The sequence below is a fragment of the Virgibacillus salarius genome (genome assembly GCF_039521925.1).
GTDB lineage: Bacteria > Bacillota > Bacilli > Bacillales > Amphibacillaceae > Virgibacillus > Virgibacillus salarius.
This window is the reverse complement of sequence record NZ_BAAACY010000149.1, coordinates 1-18,234: the sequence shown is the minus strand read 5'-3', so window position 1 is coordinate 18,234 and position 18,234 is coordinate 1. Positions and strand designations below refer to the sequence as shown.

16 protein-coding genes and 1 riboswitch are annotated in these 18,234 nt (G+C 37.9%); of the genes, 8 read left to right on the top strand and 8 right to left on the bottom strand.

Annotation, left to right across the window (positions count from 1 at the left end; genetic code table 11):
- Positions 1 to 510 precede the first annotated feature (510 nt).
- The 7 genes from ABDZ84_RS18555 to ABDZ84_RS18525 form a co-directional block, all read right to left on the bottom strand.
- Positions 511 to 1,461, bottom strand: a complete 951-nt coding sequence (locus ABDZ84_RS18555) for an MBL fold metallo-hydrolase (protein WP_026682918.1) — start codon at positions 1,459 to 1,461, stop codon at positions 511 to 513.
- A gap of 43 nt (positions 1,462 to 1,504) precedes the next feature.
- Positions 1,505 to 2,827 carry an alpha/beta hydrolase gene (locus ABDZ84_RS18550; protein WP_226983610.1) on the bottom strand — a complete coding sequence of 441 codons (1,323 nt, stop codon included), beginning with the start codon at positions 2,825 to 2,827 and terminating at the stop codon, positions 1,505 to 1,507.
- Between the two features lie 281 nt (positions 2,828 to 3,108).
- Complete coding sequence (locus tag ABDZ84_RS18545; protein ID WP_343782565.1) at positions 3,109 to 4,899, bottom strand: cation:proton antiporter; 1,791 nt, start codon at positions 4,897 to 4,899, stop codon at positions 3,109 to 3,111.
- A 248-nt stretch (positions 4,900 to 5,147) separates the two neighbouring features.
- A complete protein-coding gene (locus ABDZ84_RS18540; protein WP_121604450.1) occupies positions 5,148 to 6,500 on the bottom strand; it encodes a tripartite tricarboxylate transporter permease in 1,353 nt (450 codons plus the stop codon).
- 3 nt (positions 6,501 to 6,503) lie between these two features.
- The gene (locus tag ABDZ84_RS18535; RefSeq protein WP_318279913.1) at positions 6,504 to 6,758 is read right to left on the bottom strand and encodes a hypothetical protein; all 255 of its coding nucleotides are present in this window, start codon (positions 6,756 to 6,758) and stop codon (positions 6,504 to 6,506) included.
- 744 nt (positions 6,759 to 7,502) lie between these two features.
- On the bottom strand, positions 7,503 to 7,679 hold the full coding sequence (locus ABDZ84_RS18530; protein ID WP_162986352.1) for a hypothetical protein: 177 nt from the start codon (positions 7,677 to 7,679) through the stop codon (positions 7,503 to 7,505).
- 16 nt (positions 7,680 to 7,695) lie between these two features.
- Positions 7,696 to 9,651, bottom strand: coding sequence for an aconitate hydratase (locus tag ABDZ84_RS18525; protein WP_321134362.1), 1,956 nt, complete (start codon positions 9,649 to 9,651; stop codon positions 7,696 to 7,698).
- A gap of 158 nt (positions 9,652 to 9,809) precedes the next feature.
- Here ABDZ84_RS18525 and ABDZ84_RS18520 point away from each other — a divergent pair, with 158 nt between their 5' ends.
- From ABDZ84_RS18520 to ABDZ84_RS18495, 6 genes are all read left to right on the top strand, one after another.
- On the top strand, positions 9,810 to 10,607 hold the full coding sequence (locus tag ABDZ84_RS18520) for a TIGR00266 family protein (protein WP_026682923.1): 798 nt from the start codon (positions 9,810 to 9,812) through the stop codon (positions 10,605 to 10,607).
- A gap of 54 nt (positions 10,608 to 10,661) precedes the next feature.
- Entirely contained in the window at positions 10,662 to 10,832 is a 171-nt protein-coding gene (locus tag ABDZ84_RS18515; RefSeq protein ID WP_080668770.1) for a YfhD family protein, read from the top strand.
- Between the two features lie 297 nt (positions 10,833 to 11,129).
- A complete protein-coding gene (locus ABDZ84_RS18510; RefSeq protein ID WP_162986351.1) occupies positions 11,130 to 11,294 on the top strand; it encodes a hypothetical protein in 165 nt (54 codons plus the stop codon).
- A gap of 17 nt (positions 11,295 to 11,311) precedes the next feature.
- Positions 11,312 to 11,764, top strand: coding sequence for a YueI family protein (locus ABDZ84_RS18505; RefSeq protein ID WP_026682924.1), 453 nt, complete (start codon positions 11,312 to 11,314; stop codon positions 11,762 to 11,764).
- Positions 11,765 to 12,433: 669 nt separating this feature from the next.
- Positions 12,434 to 12,535: riboswitch (purine riboswitch) on the top strand.
- Between the two features lie 99 nt (positions 12,536 to 12,634).
- Entirely contained in the window at positions 12,635 to 13,705 is a 1,071-nt protein-coding gene (locus ABDZ84_RS18500) for a guanine permease (RefSeq protein ID WP_026682925.1), read from the top strand.
- Between the two features lie 72 nt (positions 13,706 to 13,777).
- Entirely contained in the window at positions 13,778 to 14,314 is a 537-nt protein-coding gene (locus ABDZ84_RS18495) for a phosphoribosyltransferase family protein (RefSeq protein WP_026682926.1), read from the top strand.
- A 429-nt stretch (positions 14,315 to 14,743) separates the two neighbouring features.
- Here ABDZ84_RS18495 and ABDZ84_RS18490 read toward each other — a convergent pair whose 3' ends face one another.
- Positions 14,744 to 14,839, bottom strand: coding sequence for a BCCT family transporter (locus ABDZ84_RS18490; RefSeq protein ID WP_152525458.1), 96 nt, complete (start codon positions 14,837 to 14,839; stop codon positions 14,744 to 14,746).
- A gap of 577 nt (positions 14,840 to 15,416) precedes the next feature.
- On the opposite strand from ABDZ84_RS18490, the gene ABDZ84_RS18485 reads away from it, so the two are divergent.
- Both ABDZ84_RS18485 and ABDZ84_RS18480 read left to right on the top strand, forming a co-directional pair.
- A complete protein-coding gene (locus ABDZ84_RS18485) occupies positions 15,417 to 15,941 on the top strand; it encodes a type 1 glutamine amidotransferase domain-containing protein (protein WP_026682927.1) in 525 nt (174 codons plus the stop codon).
- A gap of 188 nt (positions 15,942 to 16,129) precedes the next feature.
- Positions 16,130 to 18,118 (top strand): acetoacetate--CoA ligase, encoded by a 1,989-nt coding sequence (locus tag ABDZ84_RS18480; protein ID WP_343782560.1) that lies wholly within the window; start codon positions 16,130 to 16,132, stop codon positions 18,116 to 18,118.
- Positions 18,119 to 18,234: the final 116 nt, after the last annotated feature.

Genomic DNA, 18,234 nt, shown 5'->3' with positions numbered 1-18,234 from the left:
GGGGAGCTTACTGCCGGTTATATGCGGGATAAAGTGAAACTTCCATCCGTGGGGGGTTTTGTTTATCCCCACGGATGGTTAGGTGAACCAATCGGACATTTACCGGCAGTTGATCACCCACTTTACCAATAGTGGTTTCTCTTTATTGCTTGAAGTGGGGAGCTTACTGCCGGTTATATGCGGGATAAAGTGAAACTTCCATCCGTGGGGGATTTTGTTTATCCCCACGGATGGTTAGGTGAACCAATCGGACATTTACCGGCAGTTGATCACCCACTTTACCAATAGTGGTTTCTCTTTATTGCTTGAAGTGGGGAGCTTACTGCCGGTTATATGCGGGATAAAGTGAAACTTCCATCCGTGGGGGGTTTTGTTTATCCCCCACTTCCAATAGCTGTTCTAATAAGGGAAATTTTCCTGTAGCTCCGCATATGCACTCTATGTGTTCAAGCAATTGCTCTCCCGTGAAAGTTTTTATATTAACTATTTTATCTGTGAGTTCAAACACACTTATCTTTCTTCTAATTTTTTAAAGAAATCAATAATTCCTAAGGCACAAACTTGCATATCTAAATTAATTACAATATAAGCCTCATGGTCATCTGGAATACCCTTTGCTCGTAATTCAACTTTAACCGCTGATAATAGACGCTTAGCTAATTCATCATAACCAAGCCCTTCCTTCCATACCTGTTGACCGATATCCAGAAAAAGAGGAAGCCAATTCGCTACTTGCTGTAGTGCTAAATTGGGAGTATTCGTCATTCCAAAGTGTCCATAATAAATCCGATCCAGATTTAATGCTTGTAAACGAGCAATCGCAGCTTGCATAGCATCTGGATTAAACTGATTTGGCGATGTCGAAGGTAAAAAGAATGGAACGCCTTGATCTATTAATTGCTGATAACGAACACCAACGGTATCTCCAGTAAACACCCCATTACTTATTGGATCATAAATACAAAAATGATGCTTGGCATGGCCTGGAGTATCTAAAAATTCAAGCATGCAACTGGAACCGATTTCTAGCGTATCTCCATCGCCTTTAACAATTATTCGGTCCGCATCAACAGGGACAATCGGTTCGAATAGTTCCGAAAAACTATCACCATAAACAGCCCTAGCTCCTGCTGCAAGTCTTTTAGGATCAATTAAATGCCTTTCTCCACGCGGGTGCACAATAACAGAAGCATTTGGACAATCTCTGATTAATAAGCCTGCTCCCCCAGCATGGTCTAAATGAATATGTGTCACAATAATATATTTTACTTGATCTAGTTGAAAGCCTAACTTTTCTAGACCATTCTTGACATGCCTTACAGATGGACTTGGGCCAGTTTCGACAATTGTTAGCTGTTCCTCATCAATAACATACGTACCAGTACGGTTAGGAACACCTAAATCAAAGCCATCTATTAGGCGAATACGATTATCCAAGTGAATCGGATGCTTCGACTGCATAGCATAACTTCCCCTTTTTACCTTTTTCTCCATAGTAGCATATCTATTTTCCATTAGTGGAGTCATTTATAAATTCAACTTGTCTAAGGAAATCAATTATCCCCTCTGTCAAACCTGGTGCCAGTGGTAAATCTGGATTGGTATATGTTTGAATGTTTTGATCACGGTCAGCAGGAGCCTCCTTTAATACATGATTCATCCTCCCCACGATAAATTTGGTTGCATCTAAATTTGCCTCAGCTAGCGCATCAGCTTCACTAACAGAAACCTGTATGTCATGCTCACCGTGGACAATTAATATTGGAATAGTTAATGTTTTAATGATTTGCGTTGGTTCATATTGTATCCACGATGACAAAAACGGTTGAATACTTGGCCTCAATATAGCTTGTAATTCATCACGAACCTGATTAACAGTCTCACCTTTTCTTAATTTAGATAGTATACGTTGTACCTCTTCAAGAGCGGCATCCGTAAGCTGTTCACTTAACTGATCATACATAACCTTATCAATGGTGCGTCCCGCTCCCGCAATCGATACAAACACATCAATGTTTTGTTCAGCAGCGACAATCATCCCTATCAGTGAGCCCTGACTATGACCAATGATTCCTATTTTAGAAAATCGTTTATCTGATTGTAGCTTGTCTATCCATAGAGATGCATCATGAACAAATTCCTCAAAGCGCAACTTCGATTCATTTATTACAGCTTGCTGATTTTTACCAACACCCCGTTTATCATACCGAATACTTGCTATCCCTTTCTTTGCAAGGTTTTCTGCTAAGCGTTTTAAACTATCATTTTTTCCTGAAAAGCCGATAGAATTTCCATTACGATCTGTTGGTCCCGATCCTGGAATAATTATCATTATAGGAAAAGGTCCGTCACCTTCAGGACTTTCTAATTCAGCAAATAACGTTCCTGTATCCGTTTTTACCTCTAGAAAATTCCCTTCTTCTTGTTTTACTACCTTTTTATCATTTTTGGTTAATTGAAAGGGAAAGGATTGACCATTTTGCGTAAACGTACCGGATATAGCATCTCCCTTAATTTCCCCTGCAAAAGAAATGAGCTGATTTTGCATGTACATTGTAAAAACGATATGCTGTCCTTCCGTTAATTCTATAGTGGATAAAGGATAATTCACTAATCCTTGAACAGGAATACTTATCGTACCAGTTAAATCTTTTACCCCTTTAATATCCAATTCAATAGCTAGTGATTGGTTTGGAATCTCAATTTTTCCTTGCCAAAATCCTGTCATCGTATGATTCTCCTTCTGCTTTTCTTTATTCTCTGATGAAGAGCTACATCCAGCAATCAATGCTAAGAATACGAATAAAAAAATACCATATTTCCTCAATACCCCCACCCTTTAACTTTTTTAAATTATACGAATTATCAATCAAAAAGTTTCACAAGTACGATAGAAAAACTAAACTTATCCATACGACTTACGAAGCATTTCTTATCCTACGGCAAAAGTACGAGTTGAAGATCCCGTAGGAATGGTCATTGCTCTCCGAGAAAGCTGAAGTTGTGTCCGAGAAAAGCGTAGTATTTTGCTGGATCGAAGCTAAAACCTGTTTAGAAGTACACAAATAATCCGAACGAAATCAGTTCGGATTATGAGTAAATACATTTTTAGTTATTCTTTGCTAAAAATACGAGTTGATCATCTTTATCCATTGTAGGCATTTTACGTAATGTAACAAATTCAATCGTACCATTTTTCTTACGAATACATAACGGAATACCATCCACTGGAACATGTTCTTTCTTTTCCATTTTCTCAACAACTTTCATTGTTTGAATGGAATAGTTTGTGTTAATCTTTCTATTCAATTCTTTGAATACATGTTCTTTACCAAACAACAAATGTGCCTTTACTGAAGTAGGGATCTGTGATTCATCCCTATTCCCAGACCTTTCAGAAGGTATAGTGAACGTATTATTATAGCCAAATTCAGGTATATAGGATTGGGCTACGAGTGCGTTGTACGTCGCATCCTCTGTCATAGCTAATATCTTTTCGTACGGTGTTATATCCATTTCAAATTGGCTATGTTCATCAAGGATTTCCCCACGATATGTTGCAATCCCTTTTTGCTCTATTTGAAATAGTCTTCCGCTAGAAGAATCACTAATTAAGACTGGGTTTCCTAGTTCTTTCATCGCTTCTGCAAAAGCAATGGAAAAACTACTAGCACCTACAATTAATATCCCCGGCGGCTCTGAACTTGCTAATTTTAGTTTCTTTGCCAATGGCCCTAACGTAAATCCATGTGCACAAACCGTTATAAATACTAAAGCAAATGTAAGAGCTGTCAAGATAGAAGCCCCCCCATAACCATCGTTAAGTAATGTAGAAGCAAAATATCCCGATACGGTCAGCGCCACAATCCCTCTAGGAGCAATCCAGCCGATGAGTGTTTTCTCAGCTACTGTTAGTTCCGTACCGATTGTAGATATCCAAATAGATAATGGCCGAACAATAAATAGCATGACTAAAACAAATCCGAGAATTGGTAAAGTAAATACTTCTCCAATCGTCTCTCTAGTGAGCGAAGCAGTTAATAGAATGAAAATGGTTGACGTTAATAAAACAGATATATTTTCAATAAAGTGACTTATATTCCCAAGTGAAGAGACATATTTTTTGGTTCTTGCCAAGGTTAAACCCATTACGGTGACTGCTAACATTCCAGTCTCATGCATAATAACTTCACTTAACGCGAAGCAAATAAATACTAGGGACAGTGTAATTGGAGATTTTAAATACTCTGGGAACATCCCTTTGCTGGCCATAAAGCTTAATAAGAAACCAAATAGATAACCGATGATGATAGCTAAGAAGGAGGCAAGGAAAAAGGAGCCCAAAGCACTTGCATGTAACGTATCATCTGTAATTACTTTAATAACCTCATAAGCGAATAAGGCTAATAATGGTCCAGCAGGATCAACTATAATTCCTTCCCATTTTAAAACAGCTGCCGTTCTTGGTTTTAATTTTGATTGTCGTAGTAAGGGGATAATTACTGTCGGCCCTGTTACTACAAATAGCCCCCCTATAATAAATGCTATTTCTAAACTAAGCCCGGCAATAAAATGTGCCGCTAAGGACCCTCCAACCCAGGCAAGAAATGCGCCAAAGGTTACAACTCGAAAAACAGATTTTGAAATCCCTTTGACCTCACGGATATCCAGTGTAGTACTACCTTCAAATAAAATTACTGCAACAGCAAGAGAAATGATAGGACTGTATAAATCTCCTAACGCCTGCTCTGGATTAATAAATCCAAATATTGGTCCGATTAACAGTCCAGCTATTGACATGATGACAATAGATGGCCATTGAATTCTCCATGCAAACCATTGTGAAAATATACCTAAAGCAATAACAACAACGATACTAATCAAGCCTAATTCTTGCATTCGTTAACCTCTTTTCAATTGCTACGTATAATCGCGTAACAGTAGATGCTTTCCTTTGATTTTGTCCTAATTGAATTGCTTTAACTACCCTTGATGCTAAATACGATCAACCGACAGACAAGAACGTAACCCTGCCGACAACTTAGAGCGCAATGGTATTTATCTTGTAATTCTGTCTACTAATAGTAACTATACAAGTGCGTTCATTTTCATTCATATCCATGTACTATATGACCAACTTAAAAAGTTCACATAAATAAAGAAACTAACCATGGAGCGGCATACAAGGTCATAAATTGCACACCATAATTAACCCCTTTTCGATGAAGGAATCCAGCAACTAAAGCAACTAATAGCACTCCAGCTATGTTCACAATCCCGGCATCCATAAAAGCTAGCATAATTACTAAACCAAAAAATAAACCGAGCATTGCCTCATGTGGAATAAATCGAAAAACAAACGCACAAATTTGCTGCGCATACTTAATAGTAATATAAAACGTTATACTAATCGCAACAACTGATCCAATCACTGTTGCTAGAATGAAATCGGGCATCGTTAACATATGATGCATATTATGCTCCTCTGTAAAAACAGGCGGTGCATTAAATAAAGCACCTCCAGGACCAATTGCCGTTGGTGATAAAGGAAGACCAATTGCAATTAAAGGAATAAGCGTTCCTGAAATATACGCAGCATTTGTTAGTCCATCCATACTAGATATAGCCCGTGTAGCTTTTTTTACCGGATCTTTTATCCGACTAGTTAACGTTTCACCTAAAAAAATTGTCATTCCCACAGGACTCATAAAAAATGTCAATACACCTAAAAAGGAGGAAAGCGATGTAGTCCCAATCTCTTTTCTATCAAGAATTTTAAATGGATTCGGAAATCCTTTTGTTTTTCTAGTTTTTCTCATTGCAATTTCTTTTTTCCCATAACGTGGCATCTTTCGCCGCGATTTTGGGTTTAACAATTCTGCTAGTTTTAAGATGACTGGTCCAATTGTAATTCCTAAAAAGAAAGATGTGAATACTGTTTTATCTTCAGGAACGATCCCGACTTCCCAATAAAAAATTCGTAGGCCTTGAATAATAAAAGCAAAAGGGAGAATGGATAATAGTGCAATCCAGCGATTTTTCGTCATCAACGCTAAAAAAATAGCTCCCCCCAAAAAGATTTGACTCGCATATTCTGTTATGTAATCCGATAAAGGAGCGATTAGATTAGCCAGCAAAAGACTCATTGGAACTGCAATCATCGTTCCGATAACCGAACCCGATGCCATTTTTCGTATACTAAGCTCTGGTATACCATGCTTTTTTAATACCATTGCGTGCTCTACCATAGGAGCAGACATAACTCCTCCAGGTATACCAGCTATTGCAACAGGGATAGAATCCGTCAGTTTTTTAGCTACAATTGCCGAAATAAAAAAGGCTAAAATGACAATTGGTTCAAAGCCAGATAACACTAATACAAGTGTGACTGGAGCAAGAACAGCTGTCTCGTCTGTACCTGGGGCAATTCCTATAATCGTGTATAACATAGCACCGATAGCAGATGCAGCTATTAATTCAACGATTAATACCATATCCATTGTTTAATCCTCCTCTTCGTCCATATACCGAAAACGACGCTTTGGTTTAATTACAACGCTAGTAATAATAAATCCTACAACAGCGCCGACCAAACCAAAAATAAGTGGCTTTGGAGGTTCATTTGGGGCTATAAGATAACCTCCCAGTGTACTTATCGTACAAATAACAATAGATAGGAGTAAATCTTTAATATTAACTAAGTCTTCCCACACCTCAATATTTTCCCCTTGTTGGTGTCTATCATCCATTTTCGTCATAAAAACCACCTTTTTATTTTTAGAAGCAAGAACAAAAGCGCAAGCACTCGATTAGAAATGTAGCGACTAGCAACGGAGATAATTTGAATTACGGTGAGCTTGCGAACCCATGATGACTTAGCTTAGAGCGATTTGTGAATTCACTTCGTTTCTGGACACTAGAGCTGGACGCGGCTCAACACGCCCATATTTATTCACTTGGGTAAATTTTATAATTTCCTAAACTAGTGCAAAAAGGGCTGATAGCTACGATTCAGCCTTCTTGAAAGCTAATCATGAAGATGAATTATGCTTTTCCCCACTTTATAGCTTTTTTATATTTTTTAATTATACATCTTACAGGCTTTTAAATGAAGCAAGAAAACATAAGCATTTCTCTTGTTAAGACGATTTATGCTTTATACCATAACAAAATAATCTACACAGTGAAAATATCTACGACTGCTTCCTATACTCAACAAACATATATCGTTTTTATATGAGCAGCATATACAGGATTCAGAGCTAAAAACAATGTTACAGCAGCAGAAGAGCATTATGACACAACTGTATAATGTATAATACGTTAGTGGAAACATTACAAAGATGTAAAACCCGAACTTTATCTAAACCAGATAAAGTTCGGGTTATTGTTCTGGAGATAGGTAGTTCATTTCATGACTCAATTAAAATGTCTCTTTCGGCAGGGTACGACCTCAGTCTCTCTTCTGGGGTCTTCGGAATCGTTCTGTCCCCGTCTCATTATTAATCCAACAACCGATTATTCTCATCTACTTGCATAATTCGTGCTGGTTTGTTTTCATCTTCTCGACCATAAATACCATCCCCATTACAAACAGAACATCGATATTGCCAACCTTCATCATCCGCCAATAAACCAGTACCATCACATACCCTACATCGATTGTCTTTTCGACTCATGCTATTGCCTCCTTTGTTATCCTTGTTTTACACTACGATCCTTCACCCAATTAATAATGCCACCCTTTAGCATGATATCAATTTGCCGTTCAGATAACGTATGCTTCACCTTAATTTGCTGTTTCTTTCCTTTTACCTCGATATTAAAATGTTTTCCTTCCTTTACTTTTCTCCTTAAATCTGTAGCCTTTAAAACATCCCCCTGCTGCAGTAAATCATAATCTTCTTCATTCACAAAGGTCAGAGGAAGCACACCAAAATTCACAAGGTTTTGCCAATGGATACGAGCAAAATCTTTAACAATAGCTACTCGTAAACCAAGATATCTTGGAGCTAGTGCCGCATGTTCTCGACTTGAACCTTGACCATAATTAAAACCACCGACAATTGCATGCCCACCTTTATCTACCGTTTCCTTACCTCGCTCATAGTAAGTTTCATCGATAATCTCAAAGGTAAACCTACTGATTTCTGGTAAGTTACTACGATAAGGAAGTACACGAGCTCCGCCTGCAAGTATTTCATCCGTTGAGATATTATTTCCCATTTTTAATAAAATAGGTATTTCTATCTCGTCAGGCATTTCATCCATTTTAGGAATCGAAGCAATATTTGGTCCCTTTTGCAAACGTATGCTTTTTGCTTCATCATAAGGCAATGGCTCCTCTAGTAAATGCTCATCAACAGTAGGTTGTTTAGGCAACTTCACAGCAGGATAGTTCATTCCTAATGTTCTTGGATCTGTAATTTTTCCATTTAAAGCCGAAGCAGCGGCTGTTTCTGGACTACATAAAAAGACACTATCCTCTCGCGTTCCAGATCGCCCAGGGAAATTCCTAGGGGTTGTGCGAATACTATTTCTACCAAAAGCCGGAGCTTGCCCCATACCGATACAGCCATTGCATCCTGCTTGGTGTAATCGTGCTCCAGCTTGTAACAAGTTAGCTATATGACCTTCTTTCACTAAGTCTTGAAGCATTTGCCTCGATGTTGGATTAATATCAAAAGAAACTCCCTCAGCAATCTGCTTATCTTTTACTATTTCCGCAGCAACTGCAAAATCTCGAAATCCAGGATTAGCAGACGAGCCTATATATGACTGATATATCGGCGTATCTATCAATTCATGAACAGGAACAACATTTCCGGGACTAGACGGCTTTGCGATAAGAGGTTCTAATGACGTGAAATCAATCTCATCCTCAAGATCATAGCTCGCTCCTTTATCAGCAGTCAATTCTATCCAATCGTCTTCTCTTCCTTGTTCTTTAAGGAAACGTTTAATTTCTTTATCTGATGGAAAGACAGTACCAGTAGCGCCTAGCTCAGCACCCATATTTGCAATAACATGTCGATCCATTGCACTTAATTGATGTAAACCCGGACCATGGTATTCAATGACCTTACCGACTCCCCCCTTCACATCATACCTTCTAAGTAATTCTAATATGATATCTTTGGCACTTACCCAATCAGGCAGCTTTCCCGATAAGCGTATGCCCCAGACCTTTGGCATTTTCACGTAAAATGGTTCTCCAGCAATTGCTAGTGCAACATCAATTCCACCTGCACCCATGGCAAGCATTCCCATACATCCATTCGCACACGTATGACTATCAGAGCCAAGTAATGTTTTACCGGGTTTTGCTAATCTCTGCATATGAACAGGATGACTTACCCCATTACCTGGTCGACTATAAAATAGTCCAAAGCGCTGGGTAGCACTTTGCAAAAATAGATGATCATCTGGATTTTTATTATCTTCTTGAATAAGGTTATGATCTACATATTGTGCAGACGCTTCTGTTCTTGCACGATCCAATTCCATAGCTTCTAATTCCAACATGACCAATGTCCCAGTAGCATCCTGCGTTAAGGTCTGATCCATTTTCAGACCAATTTCTTCACCCGGAACCATGTCACCAGCTACTAAGTGATCTTTAATTAATTTTTGCGTTAAATTTAATGACAACGTACACCCTCCTTTAAGTAGCTTATATCCCATTAACTAGTATATGGAATAATAGCATTTCTATTTGTTTGAATTCCCAATCTTTTTGAATCTTAAAAGCATTTTTATACGTATACTAGAAAAGTACGTATTTTTCCAATTTTAAAAGAAGTGGTCTTATGAATAACCATGAAATTGATTATCAGTTGTATGGAGATGACATGCAGTTTGTTGAGGTTGAATTAGATCCCCAAGAAACCGTTATTGCTGAAGCAGGAAGTTTAATGATGATGGATGAACAAATCAAAATGGAAACCATTTTCGGAGATGGCTCATCTAAAGAGGATGGAGGCTTGATGGGTAAATTATTTGGTGCAGGAAAACGAGTTCTTACCGGAGAAAGTTTGTTTATGACAGCATTTACTAATGAAGGTACAGGAAAGCGCCATGTAGCATTTGCTTCACCATATCCAGGTAAAATTATTCCGATGGATTTAAGTGAAATTGATGGCAAGTTAATTTGCCAAAAAGATGCGTTTCTTGCAGCTGCAAAAGGAGTCTCGGTAGGTATAGAGTTTCAGAAAAAAATTGGGACAGGATTTTTTGGTGGTGAAGGATTTATTATGCAAAAGCTTGAGGGAGATGGAATGGCGTTTATCCATGCGGGTGGTACCATACATAAAAAAGAAATTGGTGTCGGAGAATCACTACGCGTAGATACAGGCTGCCTTGTTGCAATGGATTCAGGTATTGATTATAACATTGAATATGTTGGCGGTGTAAAAACCGCATTATTCGGCGGGGAAGGACTGTTTTTTGCGACATTACGCGGACCTGGAACTGTTTGGGTACAATCACTTCCATTCAGTAGACTGGCTAGTAGAATCTTTGCTGCCGCTCCTGAAAAGGGTGGATCAAAAGGGGAAGGAAGTATTGCCGGAGGTTTATTCGATTTACTAGGTGGCGATCGTAAATAGAAAAGCTATTTATGATGCATAATAACCATGAGATCATAAAAACGAGGTGAAAACATGGGAAAAGATGAGCATCATAAATCAAAGAATAATTTTCTTTCACAAACTCCTAAAAACCAAAAGTCAGATGGTATTGATGTTGAGTTTTCTGAAGAATTAGCAGATCATGAGGATAAAGAAGCTCAACAACGAAGCGATCAAGCTAATAAACGAATAAAAGGAAAATAATTTACTAACATGGATATTATTGTGGTTAAGGATAACTAAGCCTGGTATATCTGGGCTAATTTTATAATTTCTTAGACTACGAAAACAATCTGAACTACGATCCGAATATCACTTCGTATACTCGGATTATAGTTCAGATTTTCTTTAACTTCCTTTCTTTTGTCTCGCCCACTTTTTATTTAACACTAATTTCGTTGCTTCTAACAGGGGGCATTTGTACAATAGAGGTATTAATACAATTCCAATTATAGTCATTCCATAAATAAAGTGAAACTTCCATCCGTGGGGGGGTTCTCCTTGCTGATGGTTAGTACCATACCAAAAGGGTATGACCTAAAGGCCTTTGAACTGATCGAACATTTACTGGCAGGCGACTCACACTTATCCATATTGGTTTCTTTATTGCTTGAAGTGGGGGTATTAGTGCCAGTTATTTGTGGGATAAAACAACAACTATATTAAAAAAGCGAGGAATACAGATGAGTAAGAAAAATGTAGATGACTATCTTACAGAAGGCATGTATGGCACGAGACTACCAAAAGACCATGAACGTAAACAATTTCTAGGAACACTTCGAGAACGAATTGTTCTCGCCTTAACAAAGGGACAAGTTATGTCTGATAAAGGCTTAGCTCAACTAGAGGAAGCGATGAAAGAACATCCTAAGGCAACATTACTTATTAATGGCGATGTTTCTCATCGATTTTTAAAGGAAGAAAAACACTTAGCAAATAAGTACCATATTACGTATTCAACCGTAACCAATGAAGAAGTAGAAACGGATATTGGAGCAGTTTTAACCTATGACTATGCCATTGATAAAGAAGATATTTTTATACAAACTGATCCGATTCAATCAGAAAAACAAGAAGAACAAAATGATAAACAATCCTCCACCCTTTCAAAGATTAAAAAATGGTTTCGATCATAAGGATAATATCCTTTTACTATAGGTGATATCTTAAAAGGGGTAGATGCAATAAGCATATACGAAACTCCAACGAGCTGAATAACTGTGTGAAGTTCCCTCAGTGAGTGGTAGTAACCAAACCATTGCTCGCATCAATTGTTTCAAAGGTCTGGGACGAATGAAAAACCCAAAAGCCGAACGATAAAATAAAGTGAACCTTAAATCCTTGGGGTTTGTTTATCACACACTGATGATTAGTACCACCACAAGGGTATGACCTAACGTCCAATCGGCCCTTTTACTGGCGGTCGATCCCCCACTTACCAATAGTGGTTTCACTTTATTCCTTGTAGTTAGGTTCTTACTGCAGTTATATGTGGGATAAATGTTACTACGAATTGCAGCCAAAATACGTAAACTCCTTGAAAAGAAGAGCATTTTTCTGCGTACGATGTATCGCTGCCTAATCCTTCCTTACCCTGCAGTAAAAGTACAACTAAATCCTTGCTCGCAGATAGCGAAGTATTTTTGCTGGAGCAGCGATAGAACCTGTTTGAAGTAAACAAAACGCTTTTGTCCCTCCTTTTCTTTTGTATGGATTTACATTAAAAAATCATTGTTTTTTCGCTGTTTTCCATTTTTTTACCTACAAAAAGTAAACATTTTATATTATAATGGCATTGTCATTCGTAAAAAATAAAAAATATACCCCATATATTCCCAATAATATGGATTGGGAGTCTCTACGAAGTAACCGTAAATTACTTCACTATGGACGGTGCTTTTACTCTAGCGAAAAACCGTTCAATTTTTGGGCGGTTTTTTCTTATCATTATATTCGTTGGTAGTGTAGTCACCATTCATTTCCCGGGGGGAAAAGGAGAAAAACAGATGGACATCATCAAAGATTTTTTAGCTGCAATTAGTGGTGTGCTTAATGGCCTTCCACAAGGATTACTAGCACTTACATTTGGCTTCGCCTCTGTACCTACCGCCATCGCCTTTATCATTGGAGCATTCGGGAACGCGGTAACAAGTAATGTAGCCGTCATTTCTTATCAAGCAGAAACCATCACCTTAGCTGGTACAATGGGAAAAAACATGCGAGAAAGACTCTCCATGATTTTCTTTGGTGCACTTATCATGCTTGTTATTGGTTTATTCGGTCTACTAGAACAGATTATTGATTGGATTGGTCCAGTCATAACTAATGGTATGATGGCTGGTGTAGGAATAATGCTGGCAAAAGTCGCCTGGGATATGGCGAAGCAAGATCGTATTGTTGGTATTTCATCCTTTGCCAGCGCATTACTTGTATATGTCGCAACGCGAGACCTTGTTTACACCATTACAATCTCCGTTATTCTATCTAGTGTAATCTATTTCTTTATGAAAAAAGATCAAACAGGTGGCAAAAAGGACCTGCCTAAAGAAAAAATTTCCCTACAAAAACTACTGCTAAACCCTATGGTCATTCGTGGTGCCTTAGCTATGGTTTGCTTAAATATTGGAGCTAACATTGCATTCGGGAAAATAAATGGGGAGATTGCTGCTACTGATGTAAATGTTGACACGATCACAATTATTAGCAGCTTAGCAGATATGGGGTCCGCACTTTTTGGTGGAGGACCGGTTGAAGTGGTAATTTCAGCAACTGCAAGTGCACCACACACTGTATGGGCTGGTGTACTGATGATGATCATTATGGCAATTATTTTATTCTTACGATTACTACCGAAAATAGGTAAGTTTGTACCAAGTGCATCTATAGCTGGTTTTTTATTTGTATTAGGTGCCATTGTTACGCTACCTGGTAATGCAGCTGCAGCTCTTGGCACAGATGGATCGGGTTCAACTATCATTGCTGGAGTAACAATGGTAGTAACTGCCATTGCTGATCCATTCCTAGGAATGTTAGCAGGCATTGTCATGCAATTTCTACTAAGTATCTTCGGCATTTAAATATTATAGAATATACGCTTTTTAAACATAATCTACTACCATTGTACGATAACATTTTTAGGAGGAATTGATTTGAACACTTATCCATTAAAGGTAGCAGGAATAACAAGAGATTTACCAATCATTCCGATTAATGACGAAGTGAAAATTGCAAGCTTTGTTGTTCTTGGCGATACGGAATTAATTAGTGCTACTGCACCATTATTAGCTGAAAAATTACCAGAGGTCGATATACTTGTCACTGCAGAAGCCAAGGGAATTCCCTTTATTCATGAGCTTTCAAAGCATCTAGAAATGGATCGCTATATTGTTGTACGTAAAAGCGTGAAGCCCTATATGGAAGATGTTCTGATTCACGAGGTAAATTCCATCACCACACAAAAACAACAATTACTATGTTTAGATAAACACGATGTAGCCAGAATAAAGGGAAAAAGGGTTGCATTAATTGACGATGTTATTAGTACTGGCGAATCGATGAAGGCACTTGAGAGCTTAGTCGCCGATGCAGGAGGTCACGTCACTGCAAAAGCTGCGATTTTAGCAGAAGGGGATGCTGCTAATCGTGATGATATTATCTTCTTAGAAAAACTGCCATTATTTAAATAAGCATTACTCACCCAAATCAGATAAGGTAGCATATTATATTCCAAGAAGTTCTTCATAATGTATCGCGCTCGTATCTAACGTAAGCACTTGCCCTCACGGTTACATCTTTAAACCTAGATGACAAAAGCCGTCTCTTCAGGGTAAAAATTTAATCGGGGGCTAAGTGCGACGTTTTTTATTTACATTGTCGGTATTCCGTTTGCGCAGTTTTCTAATAGGTTTACCCATCAGCAGAATAACTACGGAAAAGGCAAGGCTGCAATAATAAGCATATTCTGTAAACTTAGTATACCGCTAAAATACACCATTATTGCCCGCAACTGCCGATTGCATTATTTTTCACATAATTTTGACAGAGTTATGTGGGTTTAATGTTCCATTTGTAACATCCAGACCTATTCCCATTCCTGCACGGAAAAGCATCGCAAACTAAGATGTTAAGCTAAACTCGGGCTTATCATTTTCTTTTCCAAGCTTTGCGTTGCCATACCTAGAGAAATTAAGATAAATACAATACACAAGCATAACAATCAACAAATAATACCAACTAAAATAATCAGATATAAGAGCAGTTATTGTTGCTGAATACTCTTATACGCTACTAAATGCTTAGGCGTAAATAACCCCAAATTTACTACTACGATACATAGGGCTAATGAATCCCGAAGACGTTACTAATACTTTTCATTACTTCACCTCTTCAATGTTTAAACATAGCAAGTCGTTCACTAAACAATAACATTCCAAAAGCAAGTCCTCCAAAACCAATATTTTTGAATACATACAAGTTACTTCTTGCTCTTATACATCATTTTGATTGTTTTAAACAGCAAATAACGTATCTTATACCATAATTCATTACGCATACTGTCACGTCTGTAATAATGAAAAAGAGCCAGCTAGATATAGTATATTTTTTTCCTCCTTACCTATTTACTATTTTGGTGTGCTGCACAAATGATCACAAAGCGAATAGAAACTACATTAAATGCTTCTATTCGAGAAAAACAGCAAAAATAAGCTTTTATATGTTCTTTCTGCTTTCTTCTTATGATCCAATTTTGTTACACTGACATTATATTTAGAATAACGGAGGGGACCTATGCGCTTAAATAATAAAAAGGTTATTGCATTAGTTGAACACGATTTTGAGGATCTTGAACTATGGTATCCCGTTTTACGTTTGCAGGAAGAAGGGGCAGCGGTTCACTTAATTGGTAAGGAAGCACAAATAACATACCATGGAAAATTTGGTGTTCCAGCTATATCAGATTATGCATTCACTGATATACAGACTTCAGAATACGATGCAATTCTAGTACCAGGTGGCTGGGCACCAGATAAATTAAGAAGATATCCAGAGGTTATTAAAATGGTTCAAGAAATGGATAAAGCACATAAACCTATTGGCCAAATTTGTCATGCCGGTTGGGTACTTATCTCTGCAAATATTTTACAAGGAAAACAAGTGACAAGTACTCCAGGAATAAAAGACGACATGAAAAATGCAGGTGCCAATTGGGTAGATAAAGCAGTAATAGTAGATGGTCACCTAGTATCGAGTCGGCGACCACCTGATTTACCAGCTTATATGAAAACTTTTTCTGATATATTAGCCAACAATTAAAGCCTTTTGCTCGTATAGAATAGAACGTTCAAGTGTACCACGCCCAATAAAGGGACGTGGTACACTTGAGTTGGAGCTTCCGTACTGCCCCTATCCGATAAGATTTTCCAGAAATATAGGTTCCTTTACAGACCGTAAGCGTTTACATATAATAGAAGTAATCTTTTTCATGAACAGGAGGGAACGAGTTGAAACAAGTAAGTGAAGGTACACTACTTTGGGAGCCAAGTAACGAGAGGAAAAAAAACTCGAAAATTAATCACTATATACATTGGCTCAAACAGCATAAAGGTTTAGACTTTCAGAATTATCACTCCCTCTGGAAATGGTCCGTTAATGAAATCGAAGCATTTTGGTCATCTATTTGGGAGTATTTCGAGATTAAAGCAAAGGATACATATCAAACTGTATTAACGTCTCATCAAATGCCTGGAGCTAAATGGTTTCCAGAAGCTACATTAAATTATACCGAGCATATCTTTAATAAGCGTGCTTTCTCTGAACAGCCTGCAATTATTCATACATCAGAAATCCGTACCACTACGGAAGTAACGTGGCAAAAATTATACCAAGATACAGTAGCTATGCAACACACACTAAAGAACTTAGGAATTAACAAAGGTGATCGTGTTGTCGCCTATGTACCTAATATATATGAATCAGTGGTAGCATTTTTGGCTACAGCTAGCCTTGGCGCTATTTGGTCTAGTGCATCTCCTGATTTTGGTACACAGAGCGTCATTGATCGCTTTCAACAAATCGAACCGAAGGTATTTTTCACTGTGGATGGCTATCGCTATGGGGGAAAGGATTTTGATCGAACAGAAGTAGCTTCTACTATCGAAGCTAGCTTACCAACACTCGAAGCAACGATTGCAATTCCTTACTTAGATAAAGAGGCAACCTTTCAACAGCTTCCGTCTGTGACCTTATGGAAGGAAGCTATTCCATCTCAACATCAGGATCAAAAGCTGTACTTTGAATATGTATCCTTCAATGATCCTTTATGGGTATTGTTTTCATCTGGTACTACTGGAAAGCCAAAACCAATTGTTCAAAGTCAAGGCGGAATTTTACTAGAGCATTTAAAGGCATTAACCTTCCATGTTGACCTAGGAGAAGATGATCGTTTTTTCTGGTTTACGACTACTGGTTGGATGATGTGGAATTTCCTTATTAGTGGGTTACTAACCGGTAGTACCATCATTTTATATGATGGAAATCCTGGCTATCCAACGAAAGAAAAGCTATGGAAACTAGCTGAAGAAACAAAAATGACTGTTCTGGGTACAAGTGCAAGCTATATTACAGCATGTATGAAGGATAAATTCCAACCAAAAGAATTGTTTAACCTTCGTTATCTAAAGAATATTAGCTCCACAGGTTCACCTCTACCACCAGAGGGATTTCAATGGTGCTATGAAAATGTAAAAAAAGATATTTGGATTGCTTCTGCAAGTGGGGGAACGGATGTATGTACAGCATTTATATTAGGTTGCCCGATACTTCCAGTCTATGCCGGAGAATTACAATGCCGTGGTCTAGGTGCTAAAATTGAAAGCTTTAATGAGCAAGGACAGCCTGAAATAGAAAATGTCGGTGAGCTTGTCTTAACTGAACCTTTTCCGTCTATGCCAATCTATTTTTGGAATGATACGAATGGATCGAGACTTCACGATAGCTACTTTGATGTCTTCCCTGGAATATGGTGCCATGGGGATTATCTTAAAATTACGGAAAGAAATACATGTATTATCTATGGAAGGTCAGACGCAACAATCAACCGTGGAGGTATTCGAATTGGTACTAGCGAAATCTATCGTGCAGTAGACCATGTTCAGGAGGTAGCTGATAGTTTAATTGTTGATATACCAAAAATAGATGGAGATTCTTTTGTACCTCTTTTCGTTGTTATGAAAGAGGGATATGAATTAACTACTGAAATAGAGGAATCAATTAAAAAACATATTCGAACTCACTGTTCTCCAAGACATGTACCAACCGGAATTCATCAAGTCTCTGATCTACCTAAAACATTAAATGGGAAAAAACTAGAGATTCCTGTAAAGAAATTATTGATGGGAAAACCAGCAGAGCAGGTTGTTAATAAAGGAGCTTTAAGCAATGCAGATTCACTAGAGAGCTTCGTTGCGTTTGCACAACAATTAAAAGCATAAGTGAATCATACTTCCTCACCTAAAAAAACTGAGCAAAATTCGCTCATTCCTTATCACTAAATGCTCAGATTTACGCTTCCTCTAGTAGCTATTATGGAATAATAGCTACTGCTTGA